Origin of the sequence: Nonomuraea rhodomycinica (assembly GCF_013363995.1) — a bacterium.
Classification (GTDB): Bacteria; Actinomycetota; Actinomycetes; order Streptosporangiales; family Streptosporangiaceae; genus Nonomuraea; species Nonomuraea rhodomycinica.
Map to the genome: position 1 here is coordinate 1 of NZ_JABWGO010000004.1, position 22,893 is coordinate 22,893.

The following is a 22,893-nucleotide window of genomic DNA, read 5'->3' on the forward strand; positions in this document are numbered from 1 at the left end:
GCCACCACCCACGGCCGCATCAGCAACGCCCTCAAGAACGACGGCGCCCCCGAGCTCGACATCCACGCCACCACCTCCCACGGCGACATCACCGCCCGCAGCCTGTGACCCGCGCCAGGTGGCCGGGGACCGTTGTCACGGTCCCCGGCCAGGAAGGCGTGTCGTCACGGCGGGAGAACTCACATCTGATAGGCCGCGGCCTGCAGCAGATACAGATCCGCGTACAGGCCGTTCAGCGCCATCAGACTCGCGTGATCCCCCGACTCGACGATGACGCCGTGGTCGAGGACGTAGATGCGGTCGGCGTAGCGGACGGATGCCAGCCGGTGCGTGATCAGCAGCACCGTGCGCCCCCCGGAGTGGTCGCGGATGCGCTCGAAGAGGGCGTGCTCGGCCCGGGCGTCGAGCGCCGCCGTCGGCTCGTCGCAGATGAGCAGCTCGGCGTCGCGGTGGAAGCCGCGGGCCACGGCGATGCGCTGCCACTGCCCGCCCGACAGCTCCTGGCCGTCCTTGAAGCGCCGGTCGAGCAGGGTGCGGTAGCCGTGGGGCAGCTCGTCGATCACCTCGGCGGCCCCGGCGACCGAGGCGGCGGCGTGCAGGGCGGGCTCGCCCCGGTCGGTGCCCATCGTGATGTTGTAGCGGGCCGTGAGGGGCCAGCGCGTGTGGTCCTGGGCGATGACGGTGACGCGTTCCCTGACCGCCCCGGGGCTGACGTGGCGCAGGTCGACGTCGTCCCAGAGGACGGCGCCCGAGTCGGGCTCGTAGAGGCCGGCGAGGATCTTGGACAGGGTGGTCTTGCCGGAGCCGTTCTCGCCGACGAACGCGATGACCTCGCCCCGCTTGATCTCCAGGGACACCCCGTTGAGCGCGGGCGTGCCGGTGCCCGGGTAGGTGAAGGCGACGTCGCGCACGCTGATCCGCTCGAAGCGTTCGGGCGGCGCGGCCGGGCGCGGGCCGGTCAGGCGGCGCTCGGCGTCGGCGCAGAACTCCAGGAAGTCGGTGAAGTACAGGCCGTTCTCGTAGAGCCGGTTGGTGGCGTACAGGAGCTGGGTCAGGGCGCTCTGCCCGGTCCGGATGGCGAGCACGGCGGTGCCGGCGACGGCCAGCGGGATCGCCCCGAGGGCCAGCAGGACGCCGAGCGCGACGTAGACCAGGCCGCTGCCGAGCCCGCCCAGCGCCTCGCCGCCGACCCTGGCCAGGGCCTCCCGCCGGGCCAGCCGGAGCAGCACCTCCTGCTCGGCCCGGGCCACCGCGTCGTACATGCGCAGCAGGAAGCCGCGCATGGTGAACGAGCGGACCTCGGCCGCCGGGGAGCGGTCGGCGAGCAGGTCGGCGATGATCCACTTGCGCCGGCGGACCGGGATGAGGGAGTTCATCGTCGAGTAGCGCATGCGGGCGCCACGCACGGCCGCCCACGCGTCGGGCAGCACGGCCAGCAGCAGGAGCGGCAGCAGCACCGGGTGGAGCACGCCGAGCACGCCGGCCACGGCGACGATGCCGACGGCGGCGGTCACGACGTCGATGGCCGACCACACCACGCTGTCGGCCATGTCGACGCCGCGCGACGAGGCCCGCTGGAGCGAGTCGTGGAAGTCGGGGTCGTCGTAGGCCACGAGCTCGACGCTGCTGGTCAGCCCGTAGAGGCGCTGCTCGGACTCGCGGCTGATCTGCGGGCCCAGGCGTGCCTGCGCCCAGCCGGCCCCGGCCTGCACGGCCGTGCGCAGGGCCGCCGCCGCGCCGACGAGCGCGAGGCTGGGCAGCGCCGCCCGCAACCGCTCGGGGGTGGGGCCCTGCTCGAACAGCGCTGTCAGGACCCCGGTCGTGGCCAGCAGCCCGAACGCGGTGAAGACGCCGCCGAGGATCTGCAGGACCATCGTGATCGCCGTGTCGCGCCGGCTGGCCCGCCACGCCATGGCCAGGGCCTGGCGGACGAGCGAGGGTAACCGGCGGGCGATCGTGAGAAAGCCCACCTGGTTCATGGTGTCGGAGTGGGCGTACCAGTCGGCGGTGGAGACCTCGCCGAGTTCCAGGGGCTCGTCCGGCATGTAGTGAGTGTTCCCGCGGGAGCCGGCACTTTCCCCTCTGGGAGGCCAGGCCGGTGAATCGCGTCGTGTTCCTCATGGTCCGGACGGGTATGCGGAGCTGTTACCGCGCACGCCTTGACGGCTCGGAGGCCGAAGTGGGTTGATGCCTTCTGACAACGTTGTCAATCAGGCGGCGTCGTCGACACGCGTTCTCGGGGGTTTCTCGAAGGGACGGTGCATGATGCGGCGTAGGTGGACAACCACCGTCGCGATCACTTTGGCGAGCGTGCTCACCCTCGCGGCCTGCGGCGGCAGCGGCGGGGGCCAGGGGGCGCAGCCCTCCTCGGGAGGGGGTGACGCCAAGAAACAGGTCGAGGTCTTCTCCTGGTGGACGGGGCCGGGAGAGGCCGACGGGCTCAAGGCGATGCGGCAGATCTTCGAGCAGAAGAACCCGTCGTACACGTTCTTCGACGCGGCGGTCGCGGGCGGCTCGGGCGACAAGGCCAAGGCGCTGCTGCAGTCGAAGCTCCAGGCGGACACCCCGCCCGACACCTTCCAGGGTCACGCGGGCGCCGAGCTGCAGGGCTACATCAAGGCCGGTGACCTGGAGGACCTCAACTTCCTCTACGACGAGCTGAAGCTGCGCGACGTGTTCCCGGCGCAGCTGGTCGACCAGATCAGCGTCCAGGGCAAGGTCTACTCGGTGCCGGTGAACATCCACCGCTCGAACGTCCTGTGGTTCAACCCGTCGGTGCTGAAGGAGGCCGGCATCGCGGGCGCGCCCAAGACGCTGGAGGAGTTCGTCGCCGACCTGGGCAAGGTCAAGGCCAAGGGCAAGATCCCGCTGTCGATCGGCTCCGAGTGGACGGTGACCCACCTGCTGGAGAGCGTCCTGCTCGGCTCGCTCGGCACGGACGCCTACAACGCGCTGTTCAAGCCGGGCGCCGACTGGAGCTCCCCGCAGGTCACCAAGGCCCTGGAGACGTTCAAGACGATCCTGTCGTACGCGGGCGACCCGCAGGACGACTGGCAGCCCGCGGCCAAGCAGGTCGCCGACGGCGAGGCCGCGTTCAACATCATGGGCGACTGGGCGTACGGCTACTTCCACAACCCGCCGGAGGGCGGCCTGGGCAAGACCTCGAAGACCGACTTCGACTGGGCGCCCTCGCCCGGCACCGAGGGCACCTACCTGTGGCTGTCCGACAGCTTCACCCTGCCCAAGGGCGCCAAGAACCGTGACGGCGCCGTCGCCTGGCTCAAGGTCGCGGCCAGCAAGGAGGGCCAGGACGCCTTCAACCCGAAGAAGGGCTCCATCCCGGCGCGCAAGGACGCCGACCAGTCGCTCTACACCGACTACCTGGCCGACGCCCTGAAGGACTGGTCGAGCGACAAGCTGGCCGGCTCCATCCAGCACGGCGTGTCCGTGAACCAGCCGTGGCTGGCCGCGATCACCGAGGCGGTCGGGCTGTTCATCGGCAGCAAGGACGTGGCCGCGCTGCAGAAGGCGCTGGCCGACGCCGCCAAGGCGAACGCCCAGTGAGCCGCGGGCCCGGCGGGCGCCCCTGCGGCGCCCGCCGCGCCTCCCGGATGACGTTCTGGAGGGATTCGCCGTGAGGCGGGCACGCACCTGGCTGCCGGGCCTGCTCCTGGTCGCGCCGTCGATCGTGGCGATCGGCGTGTTCGTGTACGGGATGCTGGGCTGGAACTTCCGGCTGGCCATGACGGACAAGCACGACGAGGTGTCCGAGGGGAAGTTCGTCGGGCTGGACAACTTCGCCGGCATCTGGGACCTGCCCAGATGGCACCTGTCGGTCAATCACGCGATCATGTTCACGGTCGTGTTCGTGCTGGGCGCGCTGGTGCTCGGCTGGTTCCTCGCCTTCCTCATGGAGAAGGGCATCCGTGGGGAGGGCACGTTCCGGGCGATCTACCTGTTCCCGATGGCCATCTCGTTCGTCGCCACCGGCATCGTGTGGCGGTGGCTGATGAACTCGGGCATGGGGGAGCGGGCGGTCGGGCTGAACCGGCTGTTCGACGCGATCGGGCTGCCGCAGTGGCAGTGGTTCCGGGATCCCGACTGGGGCATGGCCGCGATGGCATTACCGGCAATCTGGCAAATGTCGGGATATGTCATGGCGTTGTTCCTGGCGGGCTTCCGGGGCGTCCCGGAGGAGCTGCGCGAGGCGGCGCGGGTGGACGGCTGCGGCGAGTGGGGCGTCTACCGGCACGTGGTGCTGCCGCTGCTGCGCCCGGTGACGCTCTCGGCGCTGATCATCCTCGGGCACATCTCGCTGAAGGTGTTCGACCTGATCGTGGCGGTCTCCGGCAAGCAGATCATCACGGACGTGCCGGCGGTGTTCATGTGGGTGGCGGTCTTCGACTCCCACGACCCGGCCAAGGGCGCCACCATCGCCTCGTACATCGTGCTGAGCGTCGCGATCTTCGTCATCCCGTACCTGGTCTGGTCCGTGCGCAAGGAGAGGCGGTCATGACGGCGGTCGCCGCGCGGGGGCGGGTGTCGACCGGGGCGCGGCTGGTGATCCTGGTCGCGTTCGTGGTGGTCTTCCTGATCCCCGTGTACGTCCTGCTGGTCACCAGCTTCAAGCCGCTCACCGAGGCCGACCCCGGCCAGGCGTGGAACCTGCCGGGCACCTGGACCACCGAGGCGTGGCGGGTCGCCTGGGAGAAGCTGGCGCCCGGCCTGTGGAACAGCGTGCTGCTGGCCGTCCCCGGGTCGCTGCTGTCGTGCGCCCTCGGGTCGATGAACGGCTACGTGCTGTCGAAGTGGCGCTTCCCGGGCGCGGACGTGCTGTTCACGCTGTTCCTGTTCGGCATGTTCATCCCGTACCAGGGCGTGATGATCCCGCTGGTGCAGCTCCTCGTCGGCCTCAACGAGCTGACCGGGCTGCAGGGCGTCTTCTACGGCGGCATCCCCGGCCTCGTGCTCGCGCACGTGGTGTACGGCATCCCGATCTGCACGCTGATCTTCCGCAACTACTACGTCACGATCCCCGACGAGCTGATCGAGGCCTCCCGGGTGGACGGCGCCGGCATGCTGCGGACGTACTGGTCCGTGGTGCTGCCGGTCTCCGCGCCGGCCATCGCCGTGGTGGTCATCTGGCAGTTCACGTCGCTGTGGAACGACTTCCTGTTCGCGGTGTTCCTCACGGGGCCGCAGAGCTGGCCGGCCACGGTGATGCTGAACAACATCGCCGGCGCGCAGGCCACGCCGTACAGCCAGCAGATGGCCGCGGCGATCCTGTCGTCCATCCCCACCATGCTCATCTACGTGCTGCTGGGCCGCTTCTTCATGCGCGGCCTCATGGCGGGGGCGCTCAAGGGCTGACCGTGTCCCCGCTCCGGAGAAGGAGCGGGGACACCGGGCCGTCAGGACGTGGCGAACGACGGGTTCGCGCAGTGGGCCAGGGCCTCGCCGCGCACGTAACGCGCGACGTCGGCCGCCACGATCCGGGCCGCCTTCATCGCCGTCTCCTTGCTGGCGCCCGCCAGGTGCGGGGTCATCACCAGGTTGGGCGTGGTCAGCAGGCGCGACCCGGCCGGGATCGGCTCCTCGGGGAAGACGTCCAGGGCGGCGCCGAACAGGTGACCGGACTCCAGCGCGTCGCACAGGGCGTCGTAGTCGAGCAGCGCCCCCCGCGCGCAGTTGACCAGCACCGACCCGGCGGGCATCAGCGCGATCTGCGCCGCGCCGATCATTCCGGTGGTCTCGGGCGTGGCCCGCGCGTGCAGCGACACGAAACGCGAGCGCGACAGCAGCTCCGCCAGCTCCACCTTGCCGGGCACGTCGTCCACGTACGGGTCGTACACCAGCACCTCGGCGCCGAACCCTTCCAGCATGCGGCTCACGCGCCGCCCGATCGCGCCGTAGCCGACCAGGCCGACCGTGCTGCCCTCCAGCTCCGGCCCGACCATGTCGTAGCGGTAGTAGTCGCCCCGCCACACACCCCCGGCCAGGTCGGCGTGCGTCTGCGGGACCCGGCGGGTGGCGGCGAGCAGCAGCGCCAGCGTGTGCTCGGCCGTGGCCACGGCGTTGCGGCCGGGCGCGAACGTGACGGCCACGCCCGCCTCGGTGGCGGCCTCCAGGTTGGCGTTGACGGGGCCGCCCCGGCTGACGCAGAACAGCCGCAGGGCGGGGCTGGCGTCGAGCACGCGCCGGGTCAGCGGCGCCATCTGCGTGACGCACACCTCCACGTCGCGCAGCGCCTCGATCAGCTCGTCCTCCACGTCGGAGGCCTCTTTCACCTCGCCCACCGGGCCGAACGGGACGACCGGCCACGGCAGCGTCAGCTCGCGGATGTCCAGATCGCCGGGCACCTCGCGCTGGAGCGCGTCGATGAGCAGGCTGTTCTTCACGAAGTGGTCGCCCGCGGCGAGGACTCGGATGGTCAACGGTCGGCTCCAATCGGAGAGTTGAACTGCAGCATGGCGACCTGCCCGTCCCGCAGGCGCAGCTCGGTGACGGCGCAGTTGCCCAGGCTGGGGAACAGCCGGCGGTAGGAGCCGAGCGGCACCCCGATCAGCCGGCACAGGGCGAGCCTGATGGCGGTCGTGTGGGCCACCACCAGCACCCGGCCGTCCGGCTGGGCGGCGCGCACGTCCTCCAGCGCGGCCACGAACCTGTCGGCCACGGCGGCCGGGTCCTCGCCGCCGGGCAGCGGGTGCGCGGCGGGGTCGGCCTCGAACGCGGCGCGCGCCTCGGGGAAGCGCTCGTGCATCTCGGCCGAGGTCAGGCCGTCCCCCTGGCCGAAGTCGATCTCGCGCAGCCGCTCGTCCACGCGCAGCTCCACGCCGGCGGCCTCGGCGCTCGGCGTGGCGGTGATCACGGCCCGGCTGAGCGGCGAGGCCCAGACGCCGGTCAGCCCGGCGGTGGCGGCCCAGGAGGCCAGCTCGCCGGCCTGCTCGCGGCCGCGCGCGGTCAGCGCGACGTCGCTGAGTCCGGCGTAGCGGTTCTCGGCGTGCCAGACGGTCTCGCCGTGACGCACCAGAACGAGCCGAGTCAATGGGTGCTCCTCTTGCGGGCGTGGGCGGCGGCCGTGGCGGGCAGCCAGCCGCGGGTCTCCAGTTCGCCGACGAAGCGCAGGTAGTGCTCGCGCAGGTCGTCGCCGCCGTCCGGGTGGACGATCTCGCGGGTGCGGACCATCCCGTCCGTGGCGCCGGGGCCGGCCGCCAGGGCCGCCATGCCGAGCGCGGGCTCGGCGTTCTCCCGCAGGGTCACGGGACGGCCGAGGACGCCCGCGCGCAGCCGGTTCCAGTAGGCGCTCCTGGTGGCGCCGCCGGTCAGGATGATCTCGCCGTCGACGGGGGCGCCGAGCAGGTCGAGGTAGTCGAAGCAGAGCCGCTCGACGTACGCGGCGCCGCGCAGGATCGCGGCGTAGCGGTCGACGTCGTCGGCCACCTCGCCGAGCGTGAAGCTCTCCGCCTCCGGCGCGGCGAACGGGAACCGCTCGCCGCGCGAGACCAGCGGGTAGATGGTCGCGGCCGGTTCCCGGCCGCCGGGGCCGAAGCGGCGGGCGGCCTCCGCCGCGAGCGCGTCGAGGTCGCGGCCCGGCAGGTCGCGCGCCAGCACCCCGGCGCCGGTGCTGGACGCGCCGCCGGGCAGCCAGGAGCCGTCGGGCGCCCGATGGGAGTAGACGACGCCGAGCGGGTCGTGGACCAGCTCGGGGGTGACGCCCTTGAGGACGAGCGTCGTGCCCATCACGGAGTTCCAGCTCCCCGGCCGCAGGGCACCCGCGCCGAGCTGGGCGGCGCATCCGTCGGTGGTGCCGGCGACGATCGGGGTGCCCTCCGGGATGCCGGTCTCCTCGGCCGCCTGGGCGCACACCTGGCCGATCACGGTGCCCGGCCGCACGACCGGGGACAGCATCGCGGCGGGCACGCCGAGCGCGTCGAGCACGTCGTACGGCCAGCGCTCCTCGACGAGGTCCACGCCGGTCTTCAGCGCGTTGCTCAGGTCGGTGGCGACCTCGCGGCCGGCCAGGCGACGGTTGACGAAGTCGTTCTGGTGGGAAAGCCGGGCGCCCTCCGGGGCGTCGCGCAGCAGCCACAGCAGCTTGGGCAGCGCCCAGGTGGCCTGCATGCGCCGGTAGCCGAGCTTCTCCCACACGTGGGCGCCCGCCGCGTTGACCCGGTCCACCTCGCCGGCGGCGCGGCGGTCGTCGTACATGAGGCCGGGCGTCAGCGGGCGGCCCGCCCGGTCGGCGAGCAGGATCGTGCCGGAGGTGGCGTCCACGGCCACGCCCCTGACCCGTTCGGGCGCGACGCCGTCCAGCGCCTCGCGGGTGGCCGCGGCCAGCTCCTCCCACCACTGCTCGGGGTCCTGCTCGTGCCGGGGCCCGTCGCGGCGGCTGGTCAGCGACCGGCTCGCCGCGCCGAGCACCTGCCCGTCGGCGGCCACGGCCATCGCCCGCACGCTCTGCGTTCCGAGGTCGACGCCGATCCACACGCTCATGCCGTGCTCCCCGTCATGCCCGTCATGTCCGTCGTGGGGTGCGCCACCGTCATGCGCCGCTCCCCGTGCGGGCGCGCATCTCGGCCAGCAGCGGCCACGATCCCGCGGTGGTCTCGCGCAGGGCGAGGAAGTCCTTGTACGCGGTGCGGTACGCGCCCGGTTCGGGGCGCACGGTGTCGCGCAGCCGTACGTGCCGGTCGGCGGCGGCCTCGATGTCCGAGGCGGCGCCGGTGGCGGCCAGGCCGACGAGGAACGCGCCCCGGGCGCCCACCTCGGAGTCGGCCGAGCGGAGCACGGGCACGCCGGTGACGTCGGCGATCATCCGCACCCACAGGTCGCTGGCCGCGCCGCCGCCGCACACCCGCAGCTCGCGGGCCGGCGCGCCGGAGGCGGCCAGGCAGTCCTGGACGACCAGCGTCAGGCCCTCCAGCACGGCCCGCGCCACGTGCTCGCGGCCGTGCTCGAACGACATGCCCAGGAACGCGCCCCGGGCCAGCGGGTCGGAGAACGGCGCCCGCTCCCCGGCCGGCGAGAAGTACGGCAGGAACGCCAGCCCGGACGCGCCCGGCGGCGCGCCGGCGGCCAGCTCGCCCAGCTCGGCGGGGCCCGCCAGGCCCAGCATGCGGCACGCCCAGTGCAGCACCTCGGTCCCGGCGAAGGTGGGGAAGGCGCGCAGGTAGCCGCCCGGGACGGCGATGGTGATGCCCACGGCCGGGCCGTCCAGCTCGGGCTCGGCCACGACCGTCTCGGTGCACAGCGTGGTGCCGAGGATGCTGCACGCCTGCCCGGCCCCCACGGCCCCCGCGCCGATCGCGGTGGAGACGATGTCGTACGGGGCCAGCACGACCGGGGTGCCGGCAGGCAGCCCGAGCGCGCCGGCCGCCTCGGCGGTCAGGTCCGCGACGCGGTGCTCGTCGTCGCGCAGCTCCGGCAGCAGCCGCCGCGCCCACTCCAGGTCGAACAGCCGCAGCAGCTCGGGGGAGTAGGAGCGCGCCCGCAGGTCGAGGAACGGGGCGGAGGCGTCCGACTCGTCGGCCGCGAGCTCGCCGGTCATCCGGGAGAAGATCCACCCGCCGCAGGTCAGGAGCGCGGCCGAGCCGGTGATCCGGTCCGGGTCGTGCTCGTTCAGCCAGGTCAGGATGGCGTGCGGCAGCCCGGAGGCCGCCGCCGAGCCGTTGCCGCGGAAGGCGCGTTCGGCCAGGCCGGAGCGGTTCCAGCGGTCCACCACGGCGGCGGCGCGGGCGTCGTTCCACAGGATCGCCGGGCCGGTCGGGCGGCCGTCGCGGCCGACGAGCCAGGCGCCGTCGCCCTGCGCGGTGAGGGCGACGAAGCCGACCGGCCCGTCCACCTGGGACGCGACCTCGCGCACGGTGTGCGCGACCGCGTCCCAGACGTCGTCCATGTCCTGCTCGGCGTGTCCCGGCAGGGGCCGGGACACGCGGGTCTCGCGCCGGGCCACCGCGACCTCGGCGCCCTCCTCGTCGTAGCCGACCGCCTTGATCACCGTGGTGCCGGCGTCGACGCAGATGACGGCCATCAGGCCCTTCCGTGAGAGGTGCGCGACTTGCGCGCCACCGAGTCGACCACCACGGCCAGCAGCAGCACCACGCCCGTCACCACGAACCTGATCGAGGAGTCGAGGTTGAGCAGGGTCAGGCCGCTGGAGATGGACTGGATGACGATGATGCCGAGCAGCGCCCCGAACGCGGTGCCGCGCCCGCCGAACAGGCTCGTCCCGCCGATGACGGCGGCGGCGATGGCGTTGAGGTTGACGTCGCCGGCGCCGCTGCTCTGGTTGGCCGCGGCCAGCCGGGCGGCGGCCAGGATGCCGCCCACCGCGGCGAACGTCGAGCAGAGCACGAACACCGAGGTGTAGACGGCCTTGACGTTGATGCCGGCCCGCCGGGCCGCCTCGACGTTGCCGCCGACGGCGTAGACCGACCGGCCCCACTTCGTCCGGGACAGGAAGTAGTGCATGATCAGGACGAGGGCGACGAAGAAGACGAACATCCAGCCCACGCCGCGCGTCTGGCCGAGGTACCAGACTACGAACAGCAGCACGACGAGCAGCGCCGCGCTGCGCAGCGCGAGCACGGGCACGCCCTTGGCCGACAGCCCGGCGCGCCGGCGCTCGCGGGCGTGCACGTAGCCGGTGAGGAACAGCCCGCCCGCCGCGAGCACGGCGAACGTGTACGACAGCCACGCGGGCACGAAGTCGAGCTGGGCGAAGGCCACCAGGCCGGAGTCGAACGGCAGGTTGATCGACCCCTTGGTGCCCAGCACGTAGAGCTGGAGGCCGAGGAAGGCGAGCAGGCCGGCCAGGGTGATGACGAAGCTCGGCACCCCGAAGCGGTTGTAGAGCTGCGCGTACACCCAGCCGATCACCGCGCCCATGACCACGGAGGCGGCGATGGCCAGCCACACCGGCAGGTCCTGCCCGACGAACAGGACCGCCAGCACCGCCGCCGACAGGCCGCTGACGGAGCCGACCGACAGGTCGATCTCGCCGACGAGCAGGACGCAGACGATGCCGAGCGCGATGACGCCGACCGCGGCCGACTCCAGCGTGAGGTTGACCAGGTTGGCGCTGGACAGGAACACCGGGTTGAGGATCTGCAGGACGGTCCAGATCACGATCAGGCCGACCACGACGGGGATCACGCCCAGGTCGCCGCCGCGGGCGCGCTCCACCACGTCGGTGATCGCGCCGCGCAGCCCCTCGCGGCTCTGCAGCCGCTCGTCCTGGCGATCGGTGGTGAGCATGCTGTTCACGACGAGAGCCCTTCCTTGCTGCGCGCCTGCCGCTGCGACACCACGTTGTCGGTGGCGCCGGTGATGGCGGCGATGATGTCCTCGGTGGAGACGTCCGCGACGTCGAAGACACCGTTGTTGCGGCCGAGCCGGAGCACGGCCACGGTGTCGGCCACGGCCTTCACGTCGGCCATGTTGTGGCTGATCATGATGACGCCGAGGCCGTTCTCGCGGAGCCGCTCGACGAGGTTGAGCACCTCGGCCGTCTGGGCGACGCCCAGGGCGGCCGTGGGCTCGTCGAGGATGATGACCTTCGGGTCGCCGAGCAGCGACCGCGCGATGGCGACCGTCTGCCGCTGGCCGCCGGACAGCGACGCCACCGGCACCCGCACGCTGGGGATCTTCGCGGAGAGCTGCCGCAGCAGCTCCCACGAGCGGGTCTCCATCGCGACGTCGTTGAGCCGGAGGGGGCGCACCTCCTGGCCGAGGAACAGGTTCTGGATCACGTTGAGGTTCTCGCACAGGGCGAGGTCCTGGAAGACGGTGGCGATGCCCAGCTTGTGCGCCGCCGCCGGCGTCGGGATGTGCACCTCGCGCGACTCGAACGTGATCGTGCCCGAGTCCGGCGGGTGGACCCCCGACAGGATCTTGACCAGGGTGGACTTGCCGGCGCCGTTGTCGCCGACCACGGCCACGACCTGGCCGGCGGCCACGTCGAGATCCACGTCCGTCAGCGCCGCGACGGCGCCGAAGGTCTTACGGATCCCGCGCAGCGACAGGACGCTCTCGGCGCGCGGGGCGTCCGCCTGCTGGCTGTCTGCTTGCCGGATGGAGGACAAGGGGTCTCCTGTCGGTCTACTCGATGCCGAGCCGCTCGATGCGGGCTACTTGATGCCCAGCTCGGCGCAGCCCTTGGCGTACGCACCTGTGCACACGTCCGACGCCTTCATGATCCCGCTCTGGAACAGCACCTCGTTGATGTTCTGCCGGGTGACGACCGTGGGCACGAACAGCTCGGACGGGGTGTTGTAGAGGGTCGTCTTGCCGGCCGGCTTCTCGCCCTTCATGAACTGGTAGGCGACGTTCGCCGACGCCTCGGCCACGATCTTGATGGGCTTGGAGATGGTGTTGAACTGGTCGCCGGCGATGATCCGCTGGGCGGCGGCCGCCTCGGCGTCGTTGCCGGTGACCGGCGGCACCTTCACGCCCGCGGCCTTGAACGCGGCGATCGCGCCGCCGCCGGTGCCGTCGTTGGCGGCCACCACGCCCGCGATCTGGTCGCCGAAGCGGGTGATCTGGCCGCTGACCCAGGTCTGCGCCTTCTCGGGCTGCCAGTCGGGGGTGTCGTACTCGGCGAGCAGCTTGAAGCCGCTCGGGTCGATCGCGCTGTGGATGCCCTTCTTGATCAGGCCGGCCGCGGCGTCGGTGGGGGAGCCGTTGACCTCCAGCAGGCCGCCCTTGGCGTTCTCCTGCTTGAGGTGGTCGACCAGCGACTGGGCGATCATCGCGCCGATCTTCTCGTTGTCGAACGAGACGTAGTAGTCGGCGGGGGTGGCCGGGATGGGCCGGTCGTAGGCGATGACCGGCACCTTCTGGGACTGCGCCGTCTTGACGATCGTGGCCGCGGCGGCGGAGTCGACGGGGTCGATCACGAGGGCCTTGACGCCCTGCGCGAGGGCGGAGTTGGCCTGCTGCTGCTGCTTGGCGGCGTCGGAGTCGGCGTTCTGGTAGATGACCGTGCAGCTCGGGCAGAGCTGCTTCATCTTGGCCTCGAACAGCGGCTTGTCGGCCAGCTCGTACCGGGTGGAGGCCAGGTCCGGCATGAGGAAGGCCACCTTGGCGTTCTCCACTCCGCCGCCACCTGAGCCGGTGCCGCCGTTGGTGGAGCCCGAGCCGCAGGCGGTCAGGGAGACGCTCGCGGCGATTGCCGCCGCGGCGAGCGCGGAGGTCCGGATCTTGGCTCTGTTCACGGGTCGCTTCCTCACTTGCTAGGTCCTCGCGGAGCCGGTCGGGTCGGGATCCCGGGCACGCACGGATCGCTCACGGTCGGCGCCGTGCTGTGGTGCGTTTCACGCTAGCGCGACCTCGGAATATTTGTCCAGCAAAAGTGTTCACGGTATTTCCATGCGTTTGACCTGGGGTTCACCTAGGAACGTCGGCTGAGGGCATGGCGAGGCGCGCGCATGGCAAGGCGCGGGGGCGTGCCTTGGCGCGGGCGTGACAGGGCGCGTGAGAGGCGCGCGGGAAGGCGCGAGAGGGTCGTCGGGACCGTCGGGTCAGCGGGTGGCGGTGAGCAGGCTCTCGGCGGTGAGGGCGTCGGTGACGAGCTGGTTGAAGTAGCCGCCCTTGGCGCCGGCGACGATCGAGACGACCTTCTCCGGGCCGGCCGCGACCGCGATCGAGAACGGGATGCGGCGCAGCTCGTCCAGGCCGGTGGCGACCAGCCGCTCGCTGCCCGGGAAGCCCACCGTCTCGCCGTCGCGGTCGTAGAAGCGGGAGCAGACGTCGCCCACGGCCTGGCGCAGGCTGTCGGCGTAGCGGGGCACGAAGGCGGGCGTGACCTGCCGCATCAGCGGCGGCGAGCCGACGCCGACGATCGCGCACTTGGCGTGCGCCCACAGGTCCATGACCCGCCGGACCGACGGCTCGTGCTGGAGCGAGGCGAACAGCTCAGGGCCCGGCAGCGCGGGCGCGTAGAGGTAGCTGGGCACGCCGCCGACCCGCTCGGCCAGCAGCCGGGTGGTCTCGTTGGTCTGGAACCAGGGCTGCGGGTCCTCCTGCCCGCCCACGGCCGGCGCGATCGTCACGCCGGGGAAGTGGCCCAGGCTCTCGCGCGCGCACTCGTACACCGTGCTGCCGGAGGAGACGAGCACGGTGTCGCCGGACGTCAGCCCGACGCCCGCCAGCGCCCTGGCCAGCCCGGGGGCCAGCCACGGGCCCAGCGCCGGGCCGCTGACCTTGGGCACCAGGTAGACGCGCTGGAGCCGCAGGGCCTCGGCCACCTCGGCGGCGAGCGGGCCCTCCTCCAGGGTCGCGGGGCGGTGGACGCGGATCTCGACGATGCCGTGGCGGCGCGCCTCGGTGAGCAGGCGGCTCACGGTCGCCCTGCTGACGCCCAGCCGCTTGGCGATGTCGGCCTGGGTCGCGTCCTCCAGGTAGTACTGGGAGGCGGCCGCGTACATCAGCTCCTGAGGGAACCTGGTCTGGGCCTCCGGTGCGACGTCGGCGGCATTCATGCGCGCGTTCTCCCTGGGTGCGAGATCATCTGCGAGATCAGGTGCGTGAACACGTGTGCAGAACGGATGCGCACCGACTATACCTCCGCACACTCCGAGAAAAGGCTAGCGAGCCCCGGACCCCGGCGTGACCGGCACCGGCGAACCCTGAGGACGGCCTCAGGAAGACGACGAAGGCCTCCTCAGGAGAGCGACCCCGCGACCAGCGCGTCCCCCAGCGGCGTGCGCGTGTAGAGGACGGAGCGTCCGGAGCGCGTCCCGGTCACCAGACCCGTGCCGCGCAGGGCCGCGAGATGCCCGCCCGTGGTCCCGACGCTCTGCTCCAGCAGGGCCGCGAGGTGCGTGGTCGTCGCGGGCACGGCCAGCTCGGCCAGGATGCGCGCGCGGGTGCGCCCGATCAGCGCCGCGAGCCCCGCGTCGGCCGGCGGAGGCTCCACCGCCACGCCCCGCGCCGGGTAGATCAGCGCGTACGGCCACGCCTCCTCCAGGTAGGCGCCCACGTTGCCGGTGAACACCGACGGCAGGAAGAGCAGCCCGCGCCCGCCCAGCCGGTGGCGCTCGTCGGCGCCGCTCCTCATCGCGATCTCGATGCGCCCCTCGCGCCAGCGCACCTGCGAGCTGAGGTCGCCGAGCGCGGCGGCCCAGCCGTACGTGGCCAGCCGCCCGGCCCGCTGGATCACGTCCCGTTCCAGCGCCGCGTGGAAGCGCGGCCAGGCGTGGGAGACGATCTCCCGCCACAGCGTCCCGAACGCGTCCGCCAGCACCCGCACCACGTCCGGGCCGAGCAGCAGCTCCCGCACCCACGCGGGCACCGGCGGCCGGCCGGCCAGCACTGCGGTGATCTCCGCGTGGGCCTGCGCGACCGGCGTGGTGCGCATCGCGGCGAGCTCGGTCTCGAACGGCACGCTCATCCCGGCGGGCGGCGGGGCGACGAAGTCCACGTTGTCGCCCCGGTTGCCGGTGATCGCGGCCGTGGCGCGCAGCGCGGGCCAGGCGCGTTCGAGCTCCAGGTACGGCCCGCGCCACCGCTCCACCCAGCGCCGGTGCGGCCCGGCCGCCACCCGGCCGGCCAGGACCCACTGGGCGTGCATGGTCTCGATCAGCGGCGAGATGGCGAACCGGCTGGCGGCCACGTCCTGGGGCGTGACCTCGATCGTGAACACCTTTCGGTTATATCCGAAAGCTTCGCCACCCGACGTCCGCGGCCGACACCATCGGGAGTCCTGATGTGCCGTGGAAGGGGACGCTGTGAGCGGGCGTGGGGCGACGTTCCAGGAGGTGTTCGCGGTCCGCGAGTTCCGGGTCCTGTTCGGGAGCTTCGCGCTGATGATCGCGGGCGACTCGGTCAAGATGCTGGCGCTGTCGGTGCTGGTGTACGCGCGGACCGGGTCGCCGGGGCTGTCGGCCGCCGCGTACATGGTGGGGTGGCTGCCCTACATCCTCGGCGGGCTGTTCCTGCTGGCGCTGGCCGACCGGCTGCCCGCCCGGGGGCTCATGGTGGCCGGCGAGCTGGTGCGGGTGGCGGTCTGCCTGGCGCTCGCGTACGGCGGGCTGCCGGTGTGGGCGATGCTCGCGCTGGTGCTGGTGACGGGGCTGTTCTCGCCGGTGTTCGGAGCGGCGCGCAACGCCATGCTGCCCGAGGTGCTGCCCGGCGACGCGTTCGTGCTGGCCCGCTCGCTCATGGGGGTGACCTCGGCGGGGGCGCAGATCGCGGGGCTCGCGCTCGGGGGAGCGTTCCTCGCCGCCACGGGCCCGGAGGGGGCGCTCGCGGTCACGGCGGCGCTGGCGGCGATGGCCGCGGTCGTGCTGCGGGCGGGTCTGCCGCGGCGGCCCCCGAGGAGCGTGACGGCCGCCGACCAGGGCGCGCGCGGTGGGACGGTGCGCTCCACCGTGCGCGTGAACGGGCTGCTGGTGCGGGACCGGCGGGTGCGCGGCCTGCTGCTGGCGAGCTGGGTGCCGCCGGCGTGCCTGGCCGGGGCCGAGGCGATGGTCGTGCCCTACCTCGGCGGGCAGGGGCGGGCCGGCGCGGTGCTGGCGGCGGCGGCCGTCGGCATGGCGGCCGGGGAGTTCATGGTCGGCCGGTTCGCGGGGCCCGGGCTGAGGGAGCGGCTGTCGCTGCCGCTGGCCGTGCTGCTCGGGCTGCCGTGGCTGGGCTTCCTGGCCGGGCCGGGCACGGGCTGGGCGGCGGCGCTCGCCGCGGTCGCCACCGCCGGGCTGGCCTACCAGCTCGGGTTGCAGCGCCGGTTCCTGGAGGCCGTGCCGGAGGAGGTGCGCGGGCAGGCGTACGGGCTGCTGTCGGCGGGGCTGATGACCGGCCAGGCGGTGGGCGCGGCCCTGGTGGGGGCGCTCGGCGAGACGGCCGGGCCCCAGGTGGCGATCGCCGCGGCGGGCGCGGCCGGGGTCACGGCGGCCCTGGCGCTCATCCCGGTCTTCCGGGCCGGGCACGAGCCCGCGGAGACCGCCGCGGGAGCGGGGGACGGGGAGGTCACGGAGGCAGCTCGCCCGAGCCGCGGGGGACGAGCCGGACCGGGAGCGTGACGTGGCGCGGCGGGGCGTCCTCGCCCGACAGGCGGCGGAACAGCAGCTCCGCCGCGATCCGGCCCATCCCCGCCGGGTCCTGCGCCACCACCGTCACCCCCGGCGTCAGCAGGTCGGCCAGCTCGAAGTCGTCGAACCCGGTCAGCGCCATCGGCCGCCCCTCCAGCGCCCGCAGCGCCGTCACCGTGAGCCGGCCGTTGCCCGTGAACAGCGCCGTCGGCGGCCGGTCCAGGGACAGCATGCGCTCCAGGTCGGCGCGGACCGAGCCGGGCGTGGGCGTCCGCATCGCGACCAGCCGCTCGTCGTACAGGTGGCCCATCGCGGAGCGGTAGCCGTGCAGCCGCCGCGCCGCCGTGAAGATCGACGGGTCGTCGCCGAGGAAGGCGATCCGGCGGTGCCCGTGCGCGAGCAGGTGCCGGGTCGCCAGCACGGCGCCGCCCGCGTTGTCGCAGAGCACGGTGTCCACGTCGAGCCCCGGCCCCGGCGGCCGGTCCGCGAACACCGCGGGCGTGCCCGCCTCCAGCTCCTGGCGCAGGTACGAGTGGTCGTGCCCGGCCGGGACCATGATGAGCCCGTCCACCCGGCGCGCGCAGAACGTGCGCACCAGCTCCCGCTCCCGCGCCGGGTCCTCGCTCGACGAGGCGCTCAGCAGCAGGCAGCCCTCCCCGATGACGACGTCCTCGACGGCCCGGCCGAGCACCGAGTAGAAGGGGTCCGCGAGGTCCTCGATGACCAGGCCGACGGTGGACGTGCGGCCCGCGCGCAGCACCCGGGCGCTCTCGTTGCGGCTGTAGCCGAGCCGGTCGATGGCCTCGCGCACCCGCTCGGCCGTGGCCGGGTGGACGCCGGGCTCGCCGTTCACCACCCGGGACACGGTCTTGAGCGCCACCCCGGCGGCCGAGGCTACGTCCTTCATCGTCGGTCTCACGCCAGGATCATGTCCCATGCCGGTGAGGCGGACAACGTTGTCACCCGGGATGCCGGGTTGACCTTGGAGCGCGGGCCCCTGCTACCTTAGGTAAGGCTTACCTATTGATCTGCGGGAGTGTGGGCGACGTGGTGGCGACCGAGGTGCGCGACGTGACCGGGGTGCTGGAGCGCGTCGCGGCCGAGCGGGGCGGCGTGATCGGGGTGCCGCCGGGGCTCGTCGTCACGCCCGACGCGACGTGGACGCCCGCGAGCGAGCTGCTGCGCCCGCCGTACACGCTGCTGGGCGAGCTCGTCGAGCAGACCGCCGCCCGCTGGAACGCCCCCCGCCACGTCGGCGCGGCGCTGTTCTGGAAGACCTACGGCTACTGGCACACGCTGCCGATGGCGCTGGCCTGGGCGCTCGGCGGGCCGATCCCGGTCATGCCCCTCGCCGAGACGTACTTCAAGGTCTCCGAGGCCGGAGTGACCATCGGCGCGTCGCGGGTGCGCTGGGGCTCCGGGCCGGAGGCGATCCGCGAGGCCCTGGAGGAGTCGCAGGCGCCGCTGGTGCGGGTCCTCAGCGGGATGGCGAAGGTGGGGGAGCGCACGCTGTGGGGCTCGACCGCCGAGGCGTTCGCCCACCCGCTGACCCTCATGGTGCCCGGCGACTACATGGCGCTGCTGCGCGCGGTCGGACGGCCGGTCGACGGGCTGGTCGAGCCCGCCGGCGACGCGTACTTCCGCAGGACCTGCTGCCTGTGGGTGACCCTGCCGGACGTGGAGCCCTGCGGAAGCTGCTGCGTGCTGAAGCCGCGCCCCTGACCGGGGCGGGCGCTCAGGCTCTCGGGCTGCTCAGGCGACGGCCTCGTCCGTGACGGCGGCGGCCCGGCCGGCCCTGGCGACGGCCTCGTCCGCCGGCGGCGCCATGTCGTCGAGCGGGCGCAGCTCGTCGGCGTAGCTGACCGAGACGCGGCGCATCACGCCGGTCCCGTCGATCGAGTACTGCCCGAGCCGCCACAGCGGCGGCGAGTAGGCGTGGATCGAGACGCTGCCGTGCGTGGCGCCGGTCAGCCGGTGGATGTGGTCCGGGCCGAACGAGAACGAGCGGCCCTCCGGCACCACCGTCTCCAGGTGCTCGCCGCCGATGCGCGGGTTGCACTCCAGCAGCGCGCCCCGCACCACGTGCACCGCGCCGGACGACACGTCGTGGTCGTGCCAGCCCGTGTCGTCCTCCGGGCGCCAGCACAGCAGCCACACGTCCACGTACGCGTCCCGGTAGAGCGAGGCGTAGTGCCGCCCGCCGTCCTCGGGGAAGTCCACCTCGTGCTCCCACTCCTCGGGGCGGGCGGCCAGCGTGTCGACCAGTTGGCGCAGCTCGCGCCGGTCGAGCGTGCGCTCGGGCAGGTCGGCGCAGACACCCCCGTCCTGGGTCTGGCGCGCGTTGCCGTGGTCGATGTCCGGGGTGCCGGGTGCGGTGGCGACCGGGCGGATGGTCGGTTCGATGCCCTCGTTCACGTACGAGTCTCCTTTCTGGCGAGCAGACGACGGGGGTTGGTGACCCGGATGGCGTGCGCGGCGGCCTCGCCGAGGCCCGGGTCGGGTGCGGTGGCGTAGGGGGCGTCGGAGCCGTTGACGACGACGTCAACGCCGAGCTCGCGGACGATCGCGTCGATCGCGCGCGGGCCGTACGAGGAGGTCTCCACGAAGAAGCCGGGATCGACCCGGCCGCGCCCGCCGCCGCCCCTGGCGATCAGCCGTTCGGAGTGCAGCGGCGCGAGGCCGGCCAGCAGCGCGAAGCACACGCGCAGGCCGGGGTGGCGGGGGCGCACGACCGCGTGGAAGTAGTGCCAGGCCGCGTGCATCTGCTGCACGTACGGCACGACCGCCGGCCACCACGACGGCGCCTCGGCCGGCTGCGGCGCCTCGCCGGCGCGGGGCGGCGCGGCCGGGCCCGGATGGACGAACAGGGGCAGGTCGCGGTCGGTCAGCACCTTCAGGAGACGGTCGTCGGGCAGCGCCGTGGCGGGGATCTGCAGCCCGGCGAACCCCCGGTCGAGGTCGCGCGCCAGCCGTTCGGGATCGGGGTCGCTGTGGCAGGTGGCGGCCCACGCGCCGTACGGCTCGCCGAGGCCCAGCGCCCCCTCGTGGTAGGCGTCGATCAGCGGCCAGGACTCCTCGGGCGGCAGGAACTCGATGCCGAGCGGGCTCGACAGCGACACCAGCGCGAGGTCGAGCCCCGTGGTGTCGCGGGGGCCGTGGTCGGCCGGGTTCACCTCGTACGGGGGTTCGCCGTCGAGGTGGAGGGTCCAGCCGTCCAGGCGGGGAGGGGTCGTGCGGGCGCGCAGCGCCTCGATGAACCCGCGCGTCCACAGGTGCTGGTGCACGTCCACGGCCATGGCCGACCGCCTCCTCCCCGCATTTCCTACTGATAATATAGGTAACTGATCGCGTCTTCTGTCACGAAGGTGGTGAATCGCTTCAGTGATACGGTTCAGTGAACCGCTTCACCTCGCGGCTGTCAACGGGCGTTCGCCGGCGGTACGGGTTTCTGTCGGCGGCACGCAATAGGCTGATCCAATGCCCCGGAAGAGAGCGACGATCCGGGAAGTGGCCAAGGCGACCGGTCTGTCGCCGGCGGCCGTTTCCTACGCGCTGCGCGGCCTGCAGGTCTCGGAGGAGACCATGGAGCGGGTGCGCGCGGCGGCGGCAGAGCTCGGCTACGAGGCCGACCCCATCGCCCGGGCCCTGGCCAGCGGGCGCACCGGCATGATCGGGCTGCTGTGCGGCTCCCTCGAAGACCTCTGGCAGCAGTCGCTCGCCGTCGGCATCAGCCGGGGTCTGCGGGAGAAGGACCGCTACGCCCTGATCCTCGACGCCGTCGGCGACCCGGCCCGCGAGCGCGCGCTCGCCCAGCAACTGCGCGACCAGCGGGTCGACGGCATGATCGTGCAGCCGCTCGACCCGGCGGCGCCGTTCTGGCCCGAACTGTGCGAGTCGGTGCCCGTCGTGGCGATCGGCGACTCGCTGGCCGGCACGGCCGCCGAGGTCGTCTTCGACAACCGCAGCGGCGTCACCCTGGCCCTGGAGCACCTGCGCGAGCTGGGCCACCGGCGGATCGCGGTGCTGACCCCGACCCGGGCCAGCACGCCCGACCGGCCCGCCGACGTCCACGTGACGGCCGAGGCCGAGCGGCTCGGGCTCGACATGGAGGTGTTCACCGCCGCTCACGGCCTGGCCGCCGCCACCGAGGCCGCGCACCGCGCGCTGCGTCCGGGCGGCCCCACGGCGGTGTTCTGCTTCTCCGACTCGATCGCGTACGGCGTCTACGCGGCGGCGCGCGAGCTCGGCCTGTCGATCCCCGGCGACGTCTCGGTCATGGGCTACGACGACCACCCGATGTCCGGGCTGCTCACGCCGGGGCTGACCACCGTCGACTGGAACATCGACGGCATCGTGAAGGCGGCGGTCCGGCTGGTGTCGGCCGCCGCCGACGGGGGCGCCCGGCGCCGCCGGGTCGTCCAGAAGCCGACGCTCGAGGAGCGCGGCTCGGTGCGCGACCTGACCTGACCGGCGGAGCCGGGCGGGGGGTCAGGCGCCGTCGCCCACGAGGGCCAGGAGCTGTCTCGTGTGGCCCGGCAGTTCGACCTCCGCCAGGCCCGTGATGAGGTCCCTGAGCGGCACGGGCTGATCGACCAGGACCTTGTCCTTGGACAGGAGCAGGGTGGGCAGCGGCGTGTCGAGTTCGGCCTCGCCGAGCGCCGGCCCGCCGAGCGCGCACAGGGCGTCTGCTTGGCGGCGGACGCGGTCCCGGAGGGCCGCGCCGCCGCCGGTCAGCGCGACGACGCGGCCGATGGTCCACGTGTCGAGCGCCATGCGGTTGTCGTACGTCGCGTTGACCCCCGACGCGACCGAGGCGGCGGCGGCGATGGTGCCGGCGGTGACGAGGGCGACGTGCGCCAAAATCTGGTCGGCGTCCCACTCGCCCGGCGGCGGGCCGGGGCTCGGGTCGCCGGAGCCGGCCACCGTGGCGGCGGCGTCGAGCAGGGCGCGGTAGGCGTCCCGGAGCGGGGCGGTGTCCATGGGTGGGAGTTCCCTTCTCAGGAGTGCGCCGGGGACATCTCCCACGGCGCCTGCGGGAGGATGTCGCCCGTCTCCAGCAGCGACTTGAGGTTGGCCAGCACGGCCGGCCATCCGTGCGAGATCCCGTGGAACATGTCCATGTCGGCGAGGCTCTCGTGCGTCACGGTGAGGCGGACGATGTCGTGGTGCGGTTCGACGAGGAAGGTGACCACCGACGGCTCCTTCGGCGACCCGAGGTCCGCGGGGTCCTCGAAGGTGATGGCCAGGCGCGTCGGGGGCTCCGCCGCGATCACCCGGCCGACGACGTCGACGGCGTCCGATCCGTCGACGCGGCGGTGCTCCCAGGAGGAGCCCGGCTGCCAGTCCGAGACGTTGGCGTGCCCCCAGAAGCGCGCCGTCAGGTCCGCGTCGGTCAGGGCGTGCCACACCTGCTCCGGGTTCGCGCGGATGTAGGTGACGTAGACGTAGGTCGGCACGGATGCGGGTGCGTCGGTCATGGCGTACTCCTCTGCCTGGTTCTTGATCGCGCTGATGGCCCGTAGGCGGGGCCGGTCGAATCCGGAGATCCAGCGCTCCTCGATCTCGTGGAGCGGCATCGGGTTGAGGTAGTGGAGCCGTTCCCGCCCGCGCCGCACGACGGTCACGAGGCCGGCCCGCTCCAGGAGGTCGAGATGCTGTGTCGCCGACTGGCGCGCCATGTCCAGCCGCTCGCACAGCTCGCGCAGCGTCTGGCCGTTGTGCTCGCGCAGCCGGTCGAGCAGGAGCCGTCTGGTGGGATCGGCCAGCGCCTTGAAGACCGGGTCCATGTCACTCGCTTCGCGGCTCACACCTCGATTATGCAGGTATATGCCTGCATAATGTCAACCACGAGAGCAGCCGCGCGCGC

General features: G+C 73.0%; 21 protein-coding genes. 6 read left to right on the top strand and 15 right to left on the bottom strand.

The window, feature by feature from the left end; genetic code table 11:
* Positions 1–179: 179 nt before the first annotated feature.
* On the bottom strand, positions 180–2,045 hold the full coding sequence (locus HT134_RS18795; RefSeq protein WP_175601738.1) for an ABC transporter ATP-binding protein: 1,866 nt from the start codon (positions 2,043–2,045) through the stop codon (positions 180–182).
* A 217-nt stretch (positions 2,046–2,262) separates the two neighbouring features.
* On the opposite strand from HT134_RS18795, the gene HT134_RS18800 reads away from it, so the two are divergent.
* The 3 genes from HT134_RS18800 (at position 2,263) to HT134_RS18810 (ending at position 5,370) form a co-directional block, all read left to right on the top strand.
* Positions 2,263–3,564 carry an ABC transporter substrate-binding protein gene (locus HT134_RS18800; RefSeq protein WP_312888223.1) on the top strand — a complete coding sequence of 434 codons (1,302 nt, stop codon included), beginning with the start codon at positions 2,263–2,265 and terminating at the stop codon, positions 3,562–3,564.
* Positions 3,565–3,634: 70 nt separating this feature from the next.
* Positions 3,635–4,516 carry a carbohydrate ABC transporter permease gene (locus HT134_RS18805; protein WP_175601739.1) on the top strand — a complete coding sequence of 294 codons (882 nt, stop codon included), beginning with the start codon at positions 3,635–3,637 and terminating at the stop codon, positions 4,514–4,516.
* Positions 4,513–5,370 (top strand): carbohydrate ABC transporter permease, encoded by an 858-nt coding sequence (locus HT134_RS18810; RefSeq protein WP_175601740.1) that lies wholly within the window; start codon positions 4,513–4,515, stop codon positions 5,368–5,370. The genes HT134_RS18805 and HT134_RS18810 overlap by 4 nt, the downstream gene beginning before the upstream one ends.
* A 41-nt stretch (positions 5,371–5,411) precedes the next feature.
* Here HT134_RS18810 and HT134_RS18815 read toward each other — a convergent pair whose 3' ends face one another.
* The 9 genes from HT134_RS18815 to HT134_RS18855 form a co-directional block, all read right to left on the bottom strand.
* Entirely contained in the window at positions 5,412–6,434 is a 1,023-nt protein-coding gene (locus tag HT134_RS18815) for a 2-hydroxyacid dehydrogenase (RefSeq protein ID WP_175601741.1), read from the bottom strand.
* Positions 6,431–7,045 (bottom strand): histidine phosphatase family protein, encoded by a 615-nt coding sequence (locus tag HT134_RS45725; protein ID WP_175601742.1) that lies wholly within the window; start codon positions 7,043–7,045, stop codon positions 6,431–6,433. The genes HT134_RS18815 and HT134_RS45725 overlap by 4 nt, the downstream gene beginning before the upstream one ends.
* Positions 7,042–8,493: an FGGY-family carbohydrate kinase gene (locus HT134_RS45730; RefSeq protein WP_175601743.1), complete on the bottom strand. Its 1,452-nt coding sequence runs from the start codon at positions 8,491–8,493 to the stop codon at positions 7,042–7,044. Before HT134_RS45730 ends, HT134_RS45725 begins: the two co-directional genes overlap by 4 nt.
* Positions 8,494–8,542: 49 nt before the next feature.
* Positions 8,543–10,030 carry an FGGY-family carbohydrate kinase gene (locus tag HT134_RS18830; protein WP_175601744.1) on the bottom strand — a complete coding sequence of 496 codons (1,488 nt, stop codon included), beginning with the start codon at positions 10,028–10,030 and terminating at the stop codon, positions 8,543–8,545.
* Complete coding sequence (locus HT134_RS18835; protein ID WP_246364738.1) at positions 10,030–11,256, bottom strand: sugar ABC transporter permease; 1,227 nt, start codon at positions 11,254–11,256, stop codon at positions 10,030–10,032. The genes HT134_RS18830 and HT134_RS18835 overlap by 1 nt, the downstream gene beginning before the upstream one ends.
* A 5-nt stretch (positions 11,257–11,261) precedes the next feature.
* Positions 11,262–12,083: an ATP-binding cassette domain-containing protein gene (locus HT134_RS18840; protein WP_217708081.1), complete on the bottom strand. Its 822-nt coding sequence runs from the start codon at positions 12,081–12,083 to the stop codon at positions 11,262–11,264.
* A gap of 45 nt (positions 12,084–12,128) precedes the next feature.
* Complete coding sequence (locus HT134_RS18845) at positions 12,129–13,214, bottom strand: ABC transporter substrate-binding protein (RefSeq protein WP_175601746.1); 1,086 nt, start codon at positions 13,212–13,214, stop codon at positions 12,129–12,131.
* Positions 13,215–13,520: 306 nt separating this feature from the next.
* Positions 13,521–14,480: a sugar-binding transcriptional regulator gene (locus HT134_RS18850; RefSeq protein ID WP_175601747.1), complete on the bottom strand. Its 960-nt coding sequence runs from the start codon at positions 14,478–14,480 to the stop codon at positions 13,521–13,523.
* A 182-nt stretch (positions 14,481–14,662) separates the two neighbouring features.
* Positions 14,663–15,643, bottom strand: a complete 981-nt coding sequence (locus HT134_RS18855) for an ArsR/SmtB family transcription factor (RefSeq protein WP_312888225.1) — start codon at positions 15,641–15,643, stop codon at positions 14,663–14,665.
* An 85-nt stretch (positions 15,644–15,728) separates the two neighbouring features.
* Between HT134_RS18855 and HT134_RS18860 the strand changes: the two genes are divergently transcribed.
* Positions 15,729–17,018, top strand: coding sequence for an MFS transporter (locus HT134_RS18860; RefSeq protein ID WP_312888226.1), 1,290 nt, complete (start codon positions 15,729–15,731; stop codon positions 17,016–17,018).
* On the opposite strand, the gene HT134_RS18865 is transcribed toward HT134_RS18860, so the two are convergent.
* A complete protein-coding gene (locus HT134_RS18865; RefSeq protein WP_312888227.1) occupies positions 16,966–17,946 on the bottom strand; it encodes a LacI family DNA-binding transcriptional regulator in 981 nt (326 codons plus the stop codon). The two genes, HT134_RS18860 and HT134_RS18865, sit on opposite strands and share 53 nt — an antisense overlap.
* A 119-nt stretch (positions 17,947–18,065) precedes the next feature.
* On the opposite strand from HT134_RS18865, the gene HT134_RS18870 reads away from it, so the two are divergent.
* The gene (locus HT134_RS18870) at positions 18,066–18,749 is read left to right on the top strand and encodes a hypothetical protein (RefSeq protein ID WP_217708082.1); all 684 of its coding nucleotides are present in this window, start codon (positions 18,066–18,068) and stop codon (positions 18,747–18,749) included.
* A 30-nt stretch (positions 18,750–18,779) separates the two neighbouring features.
* On the opposite strand, the gene HT134_RS18875 is transcribed toward HT134_RS18870, so the two are convergent.
* Together HT134_RS18875 and HT134_RS18880 are read right to left on the bottom strand one after the other, a co-directional pair.
* Complete coding sequence (locus tag HT134_RS18875; RefSeq protein ID WP_312888229.1) at positions 18,780–19,442, bottom strand: cysteine dioxygenase; 663 nt, start codon at positions 19,440–19,442, stop codon at positions 18,780–18,782.
* Complete coding sequence (locus HT134_RS18880; RefSeq protein WP_175601749.1) at positions 19,439–20,323, bottom strand: amidohydrolase family protein; 885 nt, start codon at positions 20,321–20,323, stop codon at positions 19,439–19,441. Before HT134_RS18880 ends, HT134_RS18875 begins: the two co-directional genes overlap by 4 nt.
* A gap of 181 nt (positions 20,324–20,504) precedes the next feature.
* On the opposite strand from HT134_RS18880, the gene HT134_RS18885 reads away from it, so the two are divergent.
* Positions 20,505–21,494, top strand: coding sequence for a LacI family DNA-binding transcriptional regulator (locus tag HT134_RS18885; protein ID WP_175601750.1), 990 nt, complete (start codon positions 20,505–20,507; stop codon positions 21,492–21,494).
* Between the two features lie 21 nt (positions 21,495–21,515).
* Here HT134_RS18885 and HT134_RS18890 read toward each other — a convergent pair whose 3' ends face one another.
* Both HT134_RS18890 and HT134_RS18895 read right to left on the bottom strand, forming a co-directional pair.
* Entirely contained in the window at positions 21,516–22,007 is a 492-nt protein-coding gene (locus tag HT134_RS18890) for a hypothetical protein (RefSeq protein ID WP_175601751.1), read from the bottom strand.
* A 17-nt stretch (positions 22,008–22,024) separates the two neighbouring features.
* Complete coding sequence (locus HT134_RS18895; protein ID WP_312888230.1) at positions 22,025–22,834, bottom strand: ArsR/SmtB family transcription factor; 810 nt, start codon at positions 22,832–22,834, stop codon at positions 22,025–22,027.
* Positions 22,835–22,893 lie beyond the last annotated feature (59 nt).